The 17,925-nt window shown below is 44.1% G+C and carries 13 protein-coding genes; 11 read left to right on the forward strand and 2 right to left on the reverse strand.

Annotated features, from left to right (window positions below):
- Nucleotides 1–14 precede the first annotated feature (14 nt).
- The 8 genes from recN to AABK40_RS13795 all read left to right on the forward strand — a co-directional run bounded on the left by recN (nt 15) and on the right by AABK40_RS13795 (nt 9,605).
- Nucleotides 15–1,670 (forward strand): DNA repair protein RecN, encoded by a 1,656-nt coding sequence (gene recN, locus AABK40_RS13760; RefSeq protein WP_332919423.1) that lies wholly within the window; start codon nt 15–17, stop codon nt 1,668–1,670.
- A 156-nt stretch (nt 1,671–1,826) separates the two neighbouring features.
- Nucleotides 1,827–4,367 carry a M14 family zinc carboxypeptidase gene (locus AABK40_RS13765; protein WP_338397314.1) on the forward strand — a complete coding sequence of 847 codons (2,541 nt, stop codon included), beginning with the start codon at nt 1,827–1,829 and terminating at the stop codon, nt 4,365–4,367.
- A 78-nt stretch (nt 4,368–4,445) separates the two neighbouring features.
- Nucleotides 4,446–4,988 (forward strand): hypothetical protein, encoded by a 543-nt coding sequence (locus tag AABK40_RS13770; protein WP_332919421.1) that lies wholly within the window; start codon nt 4,446–4,448, stop codon nt 4,986–4,988.
- A 161-nt stretch (nt 4,989–5,149) separates the two neighbouring features.
- Entirely contained in the window at nt 5,150–6,637 is a 1,488-nt protein-coding gene (locus AABK40_RS13775) for a cryptochrome/photolyase family protein (RefSeq protein WP_338397315.1), read from the forward strand.
- A 549-nt stretch (nt 6,638–7,186) separates the two neighbouring features.
- Nucleotides 7,187–7,660 carry a hypothetical protein gene (locus tag AABK40_RS13780; protein WP_332919419.1) on the forward strand — a complete coding sequence of 158 codons (474 nt, stop codon included), beginning with the start codon at nt 7,187–7,189 and terminating at the stop codon, nt 7,658–7,660.
- Nucleotides 7,661–7,694: 34 nt separating this feature from the next.
- Nucleotides 7,695–8,927 (forward strand): diaminopimelate decarboxylase, encoded by a 1,233-nt coding sequence (gene lysA / locus AABK40_RS13785; RefSeq protein WP_332919418.1) that lies wholly within the window; start codon nt 7,695–7,697, stop codon nt 8,925–8,927.
- Between the two features lie 77 nt (nt 8,928–9,004).
- A complete protein-coding gene (locus AABK40_RS13790; RefSeq protein WP_338397316.1) occupies nt 9,005–9,364 on the forward strand; it encodes a hypothetical protein in 360 nt (119 codons plus the stop codon).
- Nucleotides 9,365–9,413: 49 nt separating this feature from the next.
- On the forward strand, nt 9,414–9,605 hold the full coding sequence (locus tag AABK40_RS13795) for a CPXCG motif-containing cysteine-rich protein (RefSeq protein ID WP_338397317.1): 192 nt from the start codon (nt 9,414–9,416) through the stop codon (nt 9,603–9,605).
- Here AABK40_RS13795 and AABK40_RS13800 read toward each other — a convergent pair.
- A complete protein-coding gene (locus AABK40_RS13800; RefSeq protein ID WP_338397318.1) occupies nt 9,571–10,611 on the reverse strand; it encodes an endonuclease/exonuclease/phosphatase family protein in 1,041 nt (346 codons plus the stop codon). The two genes, AABK40_RS13795 and AABK40_RS13800, sit on opposite strands and share 35 nt — an antisense overlap.
- A gap of 188 nt (nt 10,612–10,799) precedes the next feature.
- Between AABK40_RS13800 and AABK40_RS13805 the strand changes: the two genes are divergently transcribed.
- A complete protein-coding gene (locus AABK40_RS13805; protein ID WP_338397319.1) occupies nt 10,800–13,565 on the forward strand; it encodes a hypothetical protein in 2,766 nt (921 codons plus the stop codon).
- On the opposite strand, the gene AABK40_RS13810 is transcribed toward AABK40_RS13805, so the two are convergent.
- On the reverse strand, nt 13,560–14,549 hold the full coding sequence (locus AABK40_RS13810) for a radical SAM/SPASM domain-containing protein (protein ID WP_338397320.1): 990 nt from the start codon (nt 14,547–14,549) through the stop codon (nt 13,560–13,562). The two genes, AABK40_RS13805 and AABK40_RS13810, sit on opposite strands and share 6 nt — an antisense overlap.
- Nucleotides 14,550–14,881: 332 nt before the next feature.
- Between AABK40_RS13810 and AABK40_RS13815 the strand changes: the two genes are divergently transcribed.
- Both AABK40_RS13815 and AABK40_RS13820 read left to right on the forward strand, forming a co-directional pair.
- On the forward strand, nt 14,882–15,583 hold the full coding sequence (locus AABK40_RS13815) for an OmpA family protein (protein ID WP_338397321.1): 702 nt from the start codon (nt 14,882–14,884) through the stop codon (nt 15,581–15,583).
- A gap of 37 nt (nt 15,584–15,620) precedes the next feature.
- Entirely contained in the window at nt 15,621–17,678 is a 2,058-nt protein-coding gene (locus tag AABK40_RS13820) for an OmpA family protein (protein ID WP_332919411.1), read from the forward strand.
- The last annotated feature ends 247 nt before the right edge of the window (nt 17,679–17,925 follow it).

The raw sequence follows: 17,925 nt of genomic DNA on the forward strand, positions 1-17,925 counted from the left end.
AGACCCTTACTTCGATGCTTTCGCATTTATTAATCAAAAATTATGCACTGATTCAGCACCTGGCCATTGAGCCCTCAAAGGCGCTGAATATCGTTACTGGTGAAACAGGAGCAGGAAAGTCCATTATGCTTGGTGCGCTCGGTTTGCTGATCGGCAAAAGAGCAGACACCAAAGTTTTGTATGATCCTGCGCAAAAATGTATCGTCGAAGGTACTTTTGATATTACCGCCTATAACCTCAAACCTTTCTTTGAGCAATATGAGCTCGATTATGCTGACCAGACCTTCTTACGCAGAGAAATTAGCCCTGCGGGGAAATCCCGGGCATTTATCAATGACACCCCTGTAACGCTCGAAATTATTCGGCAGCTTGGTGCTGTTTTGATCGATATTCACTCTCAGCACGACACCCTGCAGCTTGGTGCCAATACTTACCAACTCGAATTGCTCGATGCCTATGCCGAGAACCTTGAACTTCGCCTGACCTACCGTAAGCACTACAAGGCTTACCGGAAGGCTAAAAAGTCCTTTGAAGAATTGCGGAGCAATGCGGCCAAAATCCGTCAGGAAGCCGATTACCACCACTTTTTGTTCAATGAACTTGAAGAAATGGAACTGCAAGACGGGGAACAGGATCAGCTTGAAGGTCAGGTAGAATTGGTTGACAATGCTGAGGAGATCAAAACAAAGCTCAACGGTGTTTTGCAAATTCTGAGCAGAGGGGAAGCCAGTGTCGAAGACCAGCTCTCCACGGCCAACAACTGGCTCACGCAACTCACGGGCATCTCTACCAATTATCAAAGCTTGCGCGACCGTTTGGACAGTTGTTTTATTGAATTGCGCGACATTCAGTCGGAGCTAGAATCTGAAGAAGAGGGGGTCGATTTTGACCCACAGGAAGCTGAAATGGCGCGGGAACGCTTGAGTTCTATTTTCAGGCTGCAAAAGAAACATGGGGTGGACTCCCTGGATTCCCTGATTGAAATTCGGGAAGACCTCAGAAAGAAAGTCAGTACGGTAGAAAACCTTGACGAGGAGTTGATGATGGCCGAACAAGCCATGCAACAAGCGGAAAAACTGATGCTGATGCATGCCGACGCGTTGAGCCAAAGCCGACTTGCCGTGATCGACAGCTTTACGGAAGAAATTACAGGCTTGGTTCGTGTGCTTGGGATGGAAAACGCCAGCATGAAAATCGATCAGCAAACCGTTCAGGCCACACCTTCAGGAACCGATGAGGTCAATTTACTGTTCTCTGCCAACAAAGGAATGCCTCACCAGAACCTGCGTTCAACCGCTTCTGGCGGGGAATTCTCCCGTTTGATGTTCGCCGTAAAATATGTGATGGCAGACAAAATGGCCTTGCCGACCATCATTTTTGATGAGATCGACACAGGTATTTCTGGAGAAGTAGCCCTGAAGATGGTCAAAATGATGGAGCAGATGTCTGCGGGTCACCAACTGATGGTCATTACCCACCTGCCACAAATTGCCTCCAAAGGCGCCAAGCATTATTTTGTGTACAAAGACCATTCAGCAGAAAAAACCATCAGTAAAATGAAGGTACTCGATAAGCAGGAACGCGTCTCTGAAATTGCGAAGATGATCGGTGGCGACAAGCCTTCGGCAAGTGCAATGAAAAGCGCTCGGGAGCTCCTGAAGAAAGACTAAAAATGTTCAAAAATAAATGCAGAAGCGACCTTATGGGTCGCTTTTCGTATTTATAAACAATCCTTTTAGCTTTCCTCTTAAATACACAACATTATTCCTTTTTAATTGTATTTTTACAAAAAATTCCCCCTCACAGTTAACGTTTTGATCACCTATATGAAAAAGTATTGTCTTTTACTGTTTTTCATGTTTTTTGCTTTCGCTTCATATGCTCAGCAGGAGCAGGAAAGCATCAAATCTCCTGCTGAATTCCTGGGCTACCCCCTCGGTACCCACTTCACTTCCTATCAGCGAATCAGTGAGTATTTCAGCTATATTGCGAAATATTCAGACAATGTTCACCTTGAATATTATGGTGAATCTGAGGAACAACGTCCGCTTTTCGTCGCTTTTGTAGGCTCAAAACATAAAATTGACAGCCTTGAATATTATCGTGTAAATAACCGACGCAATGCCTTGCTGGAAAAAGGCATGACCTTACCCAACGACTCCACCGTTACGGTATGGCTCAGTTACAATGTACATGGCAATGAGGCCTCCTCTTCCGAAGTGGCCATGAAAATGGTGCACGGCTTAGTGGAAAGCATTGAACAACAAAAAGCCGAATGGTCAAAAAATACAATTGTCGTCATTGACCCTTGCCTCAACCCCGACGGTCGCGAGCATTATGTAAGTTGGTATAAATCGACTGTTGGCAGGTTTCCGAACCCAAGCCGAGATGCTGAAGAGCACCATGAGCCTTGGCCTACTGGCCGATACAATCATTATATGCACGACCTGAATCGTGACTGGGTATGGCAGACACAAAAAGAATCCAAAGAAAGGGTTAAATTGTTCCTGAGCTGGATGCCACAGCTGCACCTTGATTTCCATGAACAATACCCCGACTCACCTTATTATTTTGCACCTGCGGCGGAGCCTTTCCATGCAGGAGTTACCGACTGGCAGCGGAAATTTCAGCATACCTTCGGCGAAGCCAATGCCAAGCATTTTGATCAGCAGGGCTGGCTATATTTCACCAAAGAGTTTTTCGATTTACTCTACCCTGGCTATGGCGACACTTACCCGACCTTTAACGGGAGTATCGGCATGACGATGGAGCAAGCTGGGCATGGCATTGCTGGGCTATTGGTCGAGAGAAAAGGAGATAGTCCGCTGTCGCTGAAAGACCGTATCGCCCACCATTACCAAAGTGGGTGGACGGCCATTGAGGTCGCCTCGGCACACTCCAAAGAAATTGTCAGTGAGTTTCACCGATATTTTACCAATGGCAAGCAATCTCCGAAAGGAAAGTACAAAAGTTATGTCCTGAAAATGGGCAACAACCCGCACCGCCTCGAGAAGGTACGGGAGCTACTCGACCATCAGGATATTCAATATGGCCGTGCGCTGGTGAATAAATCGTACCGTGGTTTCAATTACCTAACAGGTAAAGATGAGAACTTTAAGCTTGATCCTACCGATATCATCATCTCGGCCTATCAGCCTAAATCCGCTTTAACCAACGCTCTTTTTGAGCCTAAAACTTACCTGTCGGATTCACTGACTTATGATATCACCGCATGGAGCATTCCTTATGCCTACAATATCCCCGCTTATGCTTCTACGGAAAAGATTTTTACATCGAATTATTTTCAGATCACCGACCGAACCGTTTATGCCAAAGATACAATCCGTAAGGCGGTCAGCTATGCTGTGCGCTGGAATTGCACCGAAGATGTAAGCCTTCTAAGTGCCCTTCTGCAGGAAGATATTCACGTGAAATTTGCCCGACGAGGCTTCAAGCAAGGCGCACTCAGCTACGATGCAGGTACGCTTTTAATCCCACGACAAGCCAACAGCCATATTCAAAATGAGTTTGACGATTTCGTTTTGTCGATTTGCGAACAGTACAATGTAAAGGCTGACCCCGTATATTCTGGCTTTGCCCAGCAGGGTGCCGATCTGGGCTCTGGCAACTTTGGTTACCTTTTCCCCAAGAAAATTGCGATCCTTCGTGGCCGCCACATCAGCCCTACAAGCTACGGCTCCCTGTGGAATTTTATGGATAAAGATGCTCAGTATCCATTCTCGGCAATTTCCACTAACCGCTTCAGCAGCGTCAGTCTTAATAAATACAATGTCCTGATTTTACCTGATGGCAGCTACCAATGGATGACCGAAGCACAAAAGGAAAAATTACACCGATGGGTGAAAAATGGCGGTAAAGTCATTGCCATTGAAGGGGCACTGAACTTGTTCAGGGATCAGGAAGGCTATCAGCTGAAAACCTATAACTCTGAAGAAAACAAAGAAAAATATGCGCCCCGAGAACCACTGCAAATGAGTTATGCAGACCGTTCCCGAAATCAGATTTCTGATGCTATTCAGGGTGCCATTTTCAGGGTAAAAATGGACAATACCCACCCGTTGGCTTATGGTTACACGAACACTTATTTCACCATAAAAAATAGTACCAAGAGAAATGCCATCCTGAACAAAGGCTGGAATGTCGGTACGATTGACGGCATGGAGAATAAAGTTGGTGGTTTTGTAGGCTACCGAGTACAACCCACCTTGTCGCAAAGCCTCATTGTTGGTGAAGAAGAAATTGGCAAAGGCTCAATCATCTATTTTGCTGATGATCCCCTGTTCAGGTCATTTTGGTACAGTGGTAAACTGATGGTCGCCAACGCAATATTTATGGTCGGGCAATAAGCCTTCCTACTTCCTCAAGGGTGCGCCACCTTTGAGGATTTTTTTTAACCAAACCGTTCGCCAAAGCGTTCTTTCGATATGAAATACCTGGCTCTTTTTTTCTGCTTTTTCATGCTTTCCTGTGAACACAAAACTCGGGAAGTAAACATTGATCGACTTGCGTTTGACACCAACGATGCCACAGTGCTGTTTTTCAAAAATGTACGACGAGCCTATTACACCATGGAAGATCGGCAAGATGCCAAGGCACATATTTTTCGATTGCAGGACTGGGAAGACCTCGATCAGCCCACACACCTGCAAACGGCCATTATTCATCAATGGACACTCGGCAAAGCTTACGTTTTCCTGGAATCCAAACATGGCATTGATGTCAGCAAGCCGTTTCAGGTCAATTGGCAGAAAGCCCAAACCAACGAACAGGGCATTTTGGAATATACGGTAGGGAATGCACAGGAACAGGCTATATTCCTGACAAAGCTATACCAGTTGCTTCAGCAGGAGGCCAGCCTGACGGTCGATATCGATCAAAAAAAGGAGCCATTGTTTGGCAGTAAGGATGGGCAAGACCTGTTCCGAAAAACCATGATCGATTATTACAGGCTGATACAAATGCTTTGAGCTGAAAGCAGGGGAGAACGGCTCGATTTCCTTCTAAATCGCTGTGTTTGGAGGCTCACTCAGGGCACCTTTCTGCCCATAAAAATATATTTTTTACTCAGTCCGTGATTTTTGAGCAGATCTTCTGTATTTTTAGCTAATTATCTGTTATTGAAAACCTCATGATTGAAACCGTTAGACTGATTTTGGGTGATCAGCTCAATGAGCACCATTCGTGGTTTGCGCAAACCGACGAAACAGTCTGTTATGTCATGATGGAAATTTTACAGGAAACCAACTACGAGCCACAACATCAGCAAAAAACGTTGGCGACCTTTGCATCGATGCGAAACTTTGCCCGCAAGATGCGCCGTCAGGGGCATAACTTCTTTTACCTGACCCTTACCGCCCCCGAAAACCGACAGTCTTTACCGGAGAATATCGCCTGGCTGATTTATCAGAACAAGGCAAAAAACTTTGAATACCTTCAGCCCGACGACAAGCGGAATGCTCGCCAGCTGAAAGATTTCGCCTATATTCTGGGGGTCAATATTCAACAGCATCAAAGTCACCATTTTTTGTTGGAAGAAGGCGACCTCAGCCAGTCTATTGAAACCACCACTGAAGATATTTACAGCTATATGGCTGTTAAATACCGTAAACTGATCGGCAATATTGAAAAAAATACTGCCGAAAATGTTCGCCTGAAACTCCCCAAGGTTGAAACTCCTGCCATAAAAAATGACCTCCGTCCCATCCTCAAAGATATTGAGCAGTTTGATATTCCCGCTTTCGGGCATGTGAATGCTAAATCTTGTCGGTGGGTATGCTCTTCGGCACAAGCGTGGCAATATGTGAACTATTATTTTCATCATTTATTGCCACAAAAAAAATCTGCCGAAGGGGCTGATGCTATTCCTTCTCAGTTGGCATGGGCGCTGAATATGAAAATGATTGAGCCGCTGGAACTATTGGAAGCCCTTTCAGATTTTACCGAAAAATACCCCTTTGCCATTACTCAGCAGGCCGTTAATGCACTGCTGAAAGCACTGCTCGGAGATCGGGAGTATAAACGTTTTCGCTTCAATCGCCAGCTTGCCACCGAAGAGGCGATCAACCCACTCGGCCATCATAAACCCTTGCCCTCCTTTTTCAAAGAAGGCAACAGCACCTCCATGCGCTGCATACAGCAAACCATCGAGGAAGTTGAAAACAAAGGGAAGACCAGCGCCAAACGCTTGCTGATGGTGCTGAAAAATTATGCACTTTTGGCGAAGGTCGAGCCTGATTTATTTGAGCAGTGGGTGCAGCATAAGCTGGTTAATGCGACGGCATGGAGCGAACAAGGCGAATTACTCGATTTTATTTATCAGCCTCAGCAACGTATTTTCAAAGGGCAGGAAATCGCATCGAATATTCACGACTGCAGCAAATGTACTTTCGATCCCACCATCAATCACGGGGAAAAAGCTTGCCCTTTCAATGGTTTATATTGGCGGTTCATTCATAAAAACAAACCTTTACTCTCCCGTAAAATTTACGGCAAAGCACTGGAAGGCTGGGAAACCATGGACTTAACAGAAAAGCACCATACCCTTGAATTTGCTCGCAACCTCTTGCAGCAATACCATGTTGCTACCGACGAAAAAAGCTCCCTGAGGAGCTTCTAAATTTAGTCATAAGTAGAGAATGATATTGGTGAAGGAATCGAACCTTCCGCACACTGAAACTATTCCGAGGCATTTCAATAGCTTTCTGTGGCTTCCCCAACACTTCCCATCGAGAAGTATCGACCAATACAACGCATTAAATTAAACACATGTCAATAATAATTGATTTTGATTAAAAAATCAACAACAAAACCCCGAATTAAATATAAATTTGATTCTTTATTACTGCCATTGTTGAAGATAAAACCCCATAGCTTGGCTCTCAAACGCCACAGAAGCCCGTTAACACCCCATTTCTACCCTGATCACTAACAAATTTTTCTGCGTCTACTGAAAATCCTGTTCAGGATATGGCTTCAAATGAAAAATTTAGCTGTAATTTTATGGCTTTAGGAATACAGAGAACACTGGAAATTACCGTGCAGACCGAGGTAAAATAACAGCCACGAGAGCCATTGTTACGAAATATCGATTTTATAACAACTGATGTTCCAAATATAAAACGAACGGTATTTTTTCAACAAAAGATCATAATTTTACACAAGTGCAATGAGCAACAATACAAATATTATCGTTACCGAAAATCATATTCAGCAAGCCTTTGACCAAATTCACGAAAGTGGAAATATGGAAAAAATCATGACGGCCTTCAGTCTTGAACAAAGAAGCCTGTTAACTTACCTTTTTCTGATGCAGGAAAAGCTGGAGTTTGAAGATGATTTCGAGCTACTATTATTACTCGGAACGAGCATTTGGTTATCCTATAAAAACGCAGTGGGAAGCATTGAGCCTGTCAGCGAAGCGCTGATCATGAACAACGCCAACGCCTATATGGCCAAACTGAAGCATGAAGGACAACACATTGCCACAGAACACTCACAGACAGAGCTTTTGGCTTTTGTCGAGCAAATGATTAAAAATCATCAGGAGGATAAACCGAATTTTGATTTGAAATCGCAGAGTATCATCATGACAACTTCACACATTTTGATTGATGCACTCGAAGAAGCATTAAAAAAATAGCAAACAAGGCGACGCCCAATACAACAACAAACAAATGGAATTAAAAGACGACGTTTATAGCATTCAGGGAATTCCTGTTCAGGAGATTGCTTCCCAATTCGGTACCCCTGTCTATGTTTATGATGCGGACAAGATTGTCTCGCAGATCAATCATCTGAAAGAGGCATTTACTGGCCTTCCGCTGAAGATAAAATATGCTGTAAAATCATTAACCAATATGTCTATTTTGAAGCTGATGCGACAAAATGGAACGGAGGTTGATGCGGTCTCTATTCAGGAAGTACAGCTTGCAATGCTTGCCGGCTACAGTGCTGAGGAAATTTTATTTACGCCCAACTCGGTATCTTTCGCTGAAATTCAGGAAGCCGTAGAGTTTGGCTGTGTGATCAATATCGATAATATTTCGATTCTTGAGCAATTCGGACATACCTATGGCAACAGCAAATCCTGCTGTATCCGACTGAATCCGCACATTATGGCTGGCGGAAACCATAAAATTTCTACTGGACATATCGATTCCAAATTTGGGATTTCGGTTTATCAGCTTCGCCATATTCTTCGTGTTGTCAAAACTTACAACATGGACATCTCTGGGCTTCACGTACACACAGGCTCGGATATCCTTGATCCAGAAGTGTTTTTGCAGGGAGCGGATATCATTTTTGAGTCGGCGATGGAGTTTCAGGATTTACGCTTCATTGATTTCGGAAGCGGGTTCAAGGTAAAATACAAAGAAAACGACAATACCACCGACCTGATCGAATTGGGGCAAAGACTTGGTGGCGCATTTAAAAAGTTCTGTGCAGAATATGGCCGTGAACTGGAAATCTGGTTTGAGCCAGGCAAATACCTGGTCAGTGAAGCGGGCTACTTTTTGGTATCCGCCAACGTCATCAAAACCACTCCTGCCACTGTTTTTGTTGGGGTAAACTCAGGAATGAACCACCTGATTCGCCCGATGATGTACGATGCCTATCATGAGATTTTCAATGTCAGCAACCCTCGGGGAACACAAAGGCTCTACTCTGTAGTAGGGTATATTTGTGAAACCGATACCTTCGGCTGGGATCGCCCAATGAGCGAAGTCCGAGAAGGGGATGTGCTGGCCATCAAAAATGCGGGCGCTTATGGCATCTCCATGGCCTCCAACTACAATTCGCGTTTCAGACCTGCCGAAGTACTTGTACATAACGGACAGGCAAAATTGATCAGAAAACGTGAAACAATGGAAGATTTACTTCGAAATCAGGTAGAAGTTGAGTTATAGGATTTTATTTTAGGTAATTAATATACTAATTTTAAGGTGACCCCACGGTCACCTTATTTATTTTAAAAATTACCAGAATGCCCGTATTTGACTTCCTCAATTTTCTCCAGACCCACGCCTTAGCATTTATCGGCATTTTGTCTGCTTTACTGATTGTCCTTATTATCCGATTACAGCAAATGGCGCAACAAATTCGCCAGACAGAAGAAGGCACCAAAGCCAAAGTAAAGGAAAAAGAGGATCGGCTGCTCAGTGAGTTTCTGCGGGAAACAGATGAAAAGCGCAAAGAAAATAACAGTCGCTGGCAGAAGAAATTCAATCAGCAAAAAATGGCGCTGGAAGAAAAAACAGCCTTATTAGAAAAACAAACAGCGCAGCTCATCAAACTGAAAAACCATATCAGTTATCTTGAAGAGCGTATTCAGGCCAACGACTAAAAAAGGCGGCTCGGCTCAACATTTTCCCCACACGCCAAGTTCTCCACTCATGCTCGAACAATGGTTTATTTGCCCCTACTGCCTGGCCGAAATATCGGTATTGGTGGATCCTTCCGTAGAAGCACAGCGCTACATTGAAGACTGCGAGGTGTGTTGTCGCCCCATTGAAATCAGTGTCAGTATTCACGAAGGTGAGGTGGAACATTTCAATGCGGAGCCTTCACAATCGGACTGGGACTGATGCGCAGGTAGATCGGCAGATGATCGCTGAAACCGCCCTCGTATGCAAAACCCCTGAACGTTCGGAAAGGGGTACCGTCATCATTCAGTAACCAGGAAGGCCGAAAAGCTTTGCCTGCTGACAGCTGCCAACCGCTATGCTGCCAACATTCACGATTGATCCAAAACTGATCAAAACAACTCCAGGCCTCCACGGCGGAACGGAAATAATGGGTAGGCTCCTCGGCCTCATCCATTAGGCAATGGAGTGCACCTTCTGTTTGCTGAACCAACAATTGCAAAGAGGCATCGGACGGTTCATCATTAAAATCGCCCATTGATAAGAATAGGTGCCCTGGCGACTGCTGACGGATGTTTTTGTAAATTTCCGACACCCTTTCTGCGTAAACCTTCCGCTTCCCAACGGTTGCCATCTCTCCCGACCATCTGGACGACCAATGATTCACCAATACATGAAGCGTATCCCCTGAAGGCAAGATCCCCTGCACCTCCAAAATCTCGCGTCCCTGCCTGCCATCATCAAACACCACCGCATGGGCACATTGATCCAATAATTTAAAAAAGCCTCGCTGATACAAAATACCAGTATCGATTCCTCGGCGATCAACAGATTCAAAGTGTGCAATCCCATAATTTCCCTGCCAAAGCAATGGCGATTTCGCCAGATCCTCCAGCATCTGCCGATGTTCAAACTCACAAAAACCCATCAGTAGGGGAAGCTCCCAGCCGCCAATATTGGCCAGTACTTTCTGAATGCGTCGCAACTTTTGCTGATAGCGGTAAGCATTCCAGCGGCGACCACTTTCTGGCAAAAAGTCTTCATCCTTTTTGTCTGCATCATCGTGCCAGTCAAAAAAATTTTCCAGATTATAAAACACGATGGTACCCGCTGAATTTTTGGTCGCAACAGGTTGTGCCTCCAAAGTGCCATAGCATAGGCACACCATACTGAAGGGCATAAAAAACCGCCTCAGTGTACGGTCAAAAAACTGCAAAATCGATATCATCTTTGGTTTTATTTTAGCTTGCCTTGACTTACGAACAGTTTATCGCTTGGAAATCAATGGAAAAATGCCATAACGTATGGTTTTTTAATTGATTACTACAGATATTGAGGCGTTAATGCCGAAGTGCCCTTTTTAACCTACAAAAGAGAGCTTGGCATTTGTTACCGTGTTCAAATCTTCTTGTCGTCTTGAAAAAATTCATTATTACTTTACTGCTCCTCCTTTTCGTGGGAGGGGGTTATTTGGTCTATCAAAATTATCAGCACCAACATCTCACCACCTGGGATTTTGTGCCTGCCTCCGCAATTGCAGTCTTTGAGTCTCAGCATATTGTTGAAGACTGGAACCTGTTTTCCCAGCAACCCCTGTGGAAGAGTCTGGAGAGTAATCCGCAGATCAACCAGTTCAATGAAACACTCACGGAACTCGATAGCCTAAGTGGAAAAAATGGAGCACTTCAAAAGATCACTCACGGCCAGAATTTTTTGGTTTCTTTCCATATTACGAGTAAAAATCACCTCAATTGGGTGATGTACTTTAAGCCAAAAGAAAAGCAAACGGGGCAGCTACTTCGATTGCTCAAGCAGTATGAAACCAACCAGGATTATCGCTATACGGTTCGAGCGTACCACCAAATAAAAATTGAGCAGCTGACCAATAAAAAAACAAGAAAGTCGATGACCTTTTTTCATCAGGACAATGTACTGATCGCCAGTCGGTCTTCTGTACTGGTAGAAGATGTTGTTCGTCACCTTACCGATGGTCAGGATAATGGATTCAAGAAATCCCAATGGGGGCTGTTTGATATTCCCAAGTTCAACAAAGATCAGGGGAACCTGTACCTGAATTTCAATACCTGTGGCCAGACCGCCAAAAACTTTGCCCATAATCAATTCTCTGCTCAAAGCGGTCAGTTACTCAATAAACTGTTCAATGGCCTGTTTTTGGATTTGTATTTTCCTGCTGATGAAATTATTGGCAACGGAACGGTGTTCATGGATTCCACAAATCACCAATTGTACCTGAACACCTTCAGGGATCAGCCTGCCTTAACCTCCAACAATATTTATGGATATATTCCCAAGCAAACGGCGGTAGCTTATCAAATTCAGGTGGGGAATATGGCACTATGGCAATCAAAAATGGCTGAATACTGGAAACAAAACAGGATTGATCCTGCCCTGAGAAACCAGATGACTTTTCGGCTGAACATGACCGTAGCCGATTGGCTCTCCTGGTCTACGGGAAATATTACCCTGCTGACATTGGATTCCAACAAGCCTGAAGCACCCAATAAGCTCGTATTATTACCTGCCAAAGACATCAAAATTGCCCAGGAAAAAATAGAATGGCTTGAAAAGCAACACGCTTCTTCTTCCGGTCAAATTACGCCTACAAGCATTATTGAAGGGCAGCCGATCTACGCTTTGAGCTGGAATAACTTCCCCGAAAGGCTATTTGGCGCCCCTTTCGAGGGATTCGATAAGGTATTCTACACTTTCTACGACAAGCTGTTGGTGATCGGAAATTCGACGATGGCTTTGCATCAGTTTATAAATGCCCAGCAGCTCGAAAATACCTGGGGGAAATCGGTTCGACACGAGCCCTTCCTCGGGCAAACCAACGAACACAGCCAGGTGAGTTTAATGATCGACTTTAAAAAAGCCTGGGGGCTGATCAAAGCGAATGCATCTGACCCGATGAAAACATTTATCGATCAGCATTATATAGACTTTATGCCGATGGATCTCAGCGCCATTCAGTTTCAGCGCCAGGAGAATAACAGCTTTACCGCCAACTGGCTCCTGAAACAAAAAATGGGGGCAACCGGCACCACAAAACCTCAGCAACTCCGTTTGCATTCCAGTTTCAAGGTATCGCACAAGCCTACCGCAAAGCCTTTGGTCGTGAAACACTGGCAGAAAAAAACGCCAGAAGTATTGCTTCTCCAGGATAGTTCGCGGGTAGAACTGATCAATCAGCAAGGGGCTTCGGTTTGGAATACCCAACTCAAAGACACCATTTGCGATGAGCAATATCAGATAGATTTTTACAACAATCAGTACTTGCAATACCTGATTCCTGCAAAAAATAAATTGTACCTCATCGACCGTAATGGCCACGAGGTGAAGGATTATCCTAAAGCTTATCCCGCAAACAGCAAAGTGGCGCATTTTTCTGTTTTTGATTATGATCAGAATAAAAAATACCGTTTCTGCTTTACCTCCACAACTGGCGATTTATACCTTACGGATAAGGACCTTCAGCCATTGAAAGGCTGGGCGCCGAAAAAACTGGGAGCAACAGAATTGGGCAAGCCGCAGTTCTTCAGGGTCGGGTCCCGCGACTGCATTCTGGTGACCAGTAAAACGGGTAAGGTGTTTCTGATGAACCGCCGCGGAGCGTTTTACAAAGGTTTTCCTCTTGATTTGGGAAGGGAGTTCGATGGGAAAATTTTCATTGACGAAGGCACCAGCCTGAGCAACACAAAAGTATCTGTGATCTCTAATGAGGGGCTACTGATTACCTTTGACCTGGAGGGAAAAATACTGAAGAAAAACCAGCTCTACAAACCGCTGAAAGAATCTCGATTTACACTGATTCCTGATCTTCAGCGCAGCGACTTCCTGATCCTCAGACACGACCTTCACCAGGTAAGTTTCCTGAATGACAATGGAAGGTTACTGTTTGAAAAGGATTATCTGAACCCCGAAGCGATGGATATTCAGTATTATAATTTTTCGAAAAACAGCCAGTTCATTGTCTATACCGATAAGACCCAGGACTTCACCTACCTGTATAATCAGAAGGGGGAATTGCTTAACGGACAGCCCATCGATAGCTCTGAGCCTATTGCGCTGATGTATTCTGCCGCTCAGCAAAAGTTCACTTTATACAATGTGTACCGAAATGAATTAAGACAGTGGGAGTTTTATAAAACCGATAATTTATAGCCAAACTTTGGCGCCTTCGGTACAGTTCTTACATATCGATATTTGTTGCCGATCCTTCAGGACTTGTTGCTTGAAGGCATCGGCTTTTTTGTTTTTCCAATTTGCCACTAAACCTTCTTCTGCTACTTTTCCGAAGGCATAATCAGCGTCTTTATCAAAACAGCAAGCCAATAATCTGCCATCCCAGGTAATTACAGGTGCATGCCACAGGCGCCAACAATGGTTCCGCATTTGGTGCTTAAGCTCGTATTTGCCCGAAGCTCCTTTTTTATACCGACTGTATTTTTCCTGCTTTGGAATCAGGGACTGATCATTTTGATAATCATAAATCTGTGCAGATTTAAAAACGATCCGATCCACTCCCAAAGATTTTGCCAATGCCTTGGCCTCTTCAATCTGATGCTCGTTGGGGCGTACCACCAAAAACTGTAGCATCACATAGGGATGGGCTTTTTTCAATTGCTTGCGCCAGTGCAAAACGCGCTTGGTGCCTGTAATCACTTTATCCAGACGGCCGCCTATCCTGTATTGCTCATAAGTATCCTGCGAGGTACCATCGATACTGATAATCAACCGATCCAGGCCCGCCTCCACAATTCCTCGGGCGTTGGTATCATCCAAATAGTGTGCATTTGTTGATGTGGCAGTGTAAATTCCTTTATCGCTGGCCTGCCGAATCATGGGCAGCAGCTGCGGATTTAAAAATGGCTCACCCTGAAAATAGAAAATCAAATAAAGTAATTGAGCATGGGTTTCTTCAAGCCATTGCTGATATTTTTCAAGACCCAACATCCCCGTGGGGCGACTGAAGCTCCGCAATCCACTCGGACATTCTGGACATCGAAGGTTACACGAGGTGGTCGGCTCTATAGCCAGGCTCAGCGGCTTCCCCCAGTGGATCACCCGCCCTGTAAAGCCCGATAAATGGTAGGATACTTTAACCAAAGCTGCATTGAACAGTTTTCTGATGGTTAACTTTTTCATCCACAGAAATTCATCTCTAAAATACAGTTTTGTCATGATCTTTTTTGAAGCAAAGTTGAGGTAATCATCATACATTATCGCTTGATTTTCCCTTCTAAATCAAATCATTGACAAAGTTGAAAGATTCAGCACTATAAACAATAAAAAAGAAAGGCAAATATGAATATTATTACATAAATTGCGTATTATAAAGGAAATCAAGCCAGTATATTACATCAATACACAACTACTGTGTGTATGATTTCTCAAGATATAAAATACCTTTAATAGTAAATTAACTATAATATGTTGTTATTTCTATAAGTGTATTGACGACCCTAAATCAACCCCGTATGCTCCAACAGGCCTTAGGAAAATTTACCCTATTTATGCTGCTGACCTTTAGCAGTATCTCTTTTAGTACCGCTCAGCAATTAATGAGTATTGATGGCAGAATCAACGATAGCGACACTGGAAAGCCTATTCCCGCTACGCTGAACTATCAAACACTGCCTTACGGAAACCAGGTTGGTATTGTGCGTGTCAATAAAAACAATGGCGAATTCACCTTCAAAGCCATTGAAGATGGTGAGTATGAGTTGACTGCCACTGCTGAGGGATATGAAAAAAGTCGTCAAATTATTACACTCAAGGGCATTGGTGCTAATGAACACCTGTTCATTGAATTTAAACTCAAAAAGCAAGGGGAGAAAGATGTTTTGCGACTGAACAATCTCACCTTCGACCAAAACAAAGCTGAAATAAAGGATTCCTCTTTTTCCGAACTCGATGAGCTCGCGCAGATGGTTCGCAATAACCCCACAATGATCATCCAACTCGAAGGGCATACCGACTTTCGTGGATCAGCCAAAGGGAATATGCGACTCTCCGAAGAAAGGGTGAAGGCCGTTAAGGATTATCTCGTGAAGCACGATGTACAATCCAACCATATCAAAATTAAAGCTTTTGGAGGCACCAAGCCCATCACACGACAGGCGAGTGAGGAAGCCAGAGCTCAGAACCGACGCGTTGAAGTCAGGATTCTAAAATTTTAACAAAAGAAATTTACCGTAATAATCACCCTAATATAATATGCGCAAGTTTTTTACTTTTCTGCTTTTTTCCCTGTTGGCATTTTCTACCAATGCACAGGACGTAAAGTGGGCTACCAAAGTGCTTGATTTTTCATCTGAACTATCCCCCTTTGAGTATTCCGCACAACAAGTCATCGGCAAACCCAACGTCCTTCCACAGGGCGGTGACAACCCTGCCGCATGGCTGCCAAAATCTCAGGATAAGATGGAAGAAATTACGGTAGGTTTCGATGATCCAATAGCCATTCGTCAAATCGCTGTGGCGGAGTCTTACAATCCTTCAGCCTTATACCAAATCTATTTAATCGATTCGGTTGGGAATTCAGAATTACTGAATACTTTCACGCCTAAAAAAATTGACCTGACGGGCCGTTTGCTTAATGTATTCTTTGACCTGACCGACTATCCTGTACATGGTATTCGATTGGTGTTCAATGGTGCGGCTGTACCTGGTTATTATGGCATTGACGCTGTCGGAGTATCGGACTCTGAAACGCCTATCAAGGTAGAGGCCAACCTTAAAGAAGGCGTAAACCCTTACCTGAAATCAACCAAACTTGATACAACAATCAACTCTGATTTTCAGGAACGACGTCCGTTGATTGCCCCTGACGGAAAAACCCTTTACTTCTCCCGTTTGAATCACCCTGACAATATCGGTGGCCAAAACGATACAGAAGACATCTGGTACTCGACCTATAATGAAAAAACTAAAAGCTGGGATAAAGCTAAAAACCTCGGTGAAGGCCTCAATAATGAAGGGGATAACTTTATCTCTTCCATCACCCCTGACGGGAAAGGCATGGTCGTCGTGCTTGGTAATGAATACAAGCGTGGTGGCAAAATGAAAGCAGGGGTCTCGATCGCTTCCAAAACTTCGGAAGGGTGGAGCAAGCCCGAAAAACTTAAAATCACCAACGCCTACATTGATGGAACCGATGGTGATTACTTTATGGGCAATAACCGAAAAACATTAATCATGGCCATCAACCGATTCGATGCCATTGGCGGGAAAGACATGTATGTTTCTTTCTTACAGGATGACGGTAAATGGACGGAGCCAATGAACTTGGGCGCTGACCTGAATACAGCAGCGAATGAGTATTCTCCTTACTTGGCCGCTGACAATGAAACCCTGTACTTCTCCTCTAAAGGATTCAGTGGTTTTGGTGGTGCCGATATTTACATCAGTCGCCGACTCGATGACACTTGGACCAACTGGACAGAACCTGAAAACTTGGGTGCTGACATCAATACCAGCGAGGATGATGAGTTCTTTACTTTGCCTCCATCTGGACAGTACGCCTTTTACTCGACTGGAAAAGATGGCGACAACACCAACATTCATCAGATTGCCATGCCAGTATTCTATCAGCCGTCGCCTGTCGTAACGGTGAAAGGATCTATCCTGGATAAAACCACCAAAGAGCCTGTAATGGCGAAAATTTCTTACAACTTGTTACCAGAAGACACTGAGGTAGGCTTTACCAATGCTGATCCGAAAACAGGAGAGTATGAAATTTCATTGCCTACCGGAGCTGCCTATACTTATAAAGTTACGGCTGATGGGTACGAAACCCGTGTCGATTCTATTGATGTGATGAAAGAAAAAGACTTCCGTGAATTCAGTAGAATTATTACCCTGACACCGCTTGAAAGTGGCGAGGAATCGTCGACGGCAATTGCTGCAAGTGGCGAGGTTGCTCCTCCAGTAAATATGGAACTTTTAAGCACCTTGATTTATTTCGACTTCAATGCCGACAATATCAAAGCTTCCTTTAAAGATGACCTTCAGTCGTTGGCTTCTTTACTGAAAGATAATTCAAGTCTGAAAATTGAAGTTCAGGGTTACTCGGATATTACAGGGCCAAAAGCCTATAACGACCGATTGGCCAAACGCCGTGCAACCTCTGTTTACAATTTCCTTCTGAAAGAAGGTGTTGATAAAGCACAGCTTGAGGTGGTAAGCTATGGGGAAGATAACCCAATAAAAACCAACGCTACTAAGGAAGGTCGCGCAGCCAACCGACGTGTAGGTTTTGCCAAATCAGAATAATTTTACCCATTAATCATACCTGAAAGCCAACGATTTTCGTTGGCTTTTTTTTTATCTTGCACCGATTAAAAAATTATTCATTTTATTTATTCCTGACTCAGCAGATTCGTAAGTAAAACGGTAACGCTTATTTTAGCTACACAAAAATTAATATGAAGCATCCCTTTAGATTATCCTTTTTCCTTTTGTGCTGTATCATTGCAATGGGGATGAGCTGTAGTAAACCCCAACCACCTGTTTTTAAAGG

The organism is Persicobacter psychrovividus (genome assembly GCF_036492425.1).
GTDB lineage: Bacteria > Bacteroidota > Bacteroidia > Cytophagales > Cyclobacteriaceae > Persicobacter > Persicobacter psychrovividus.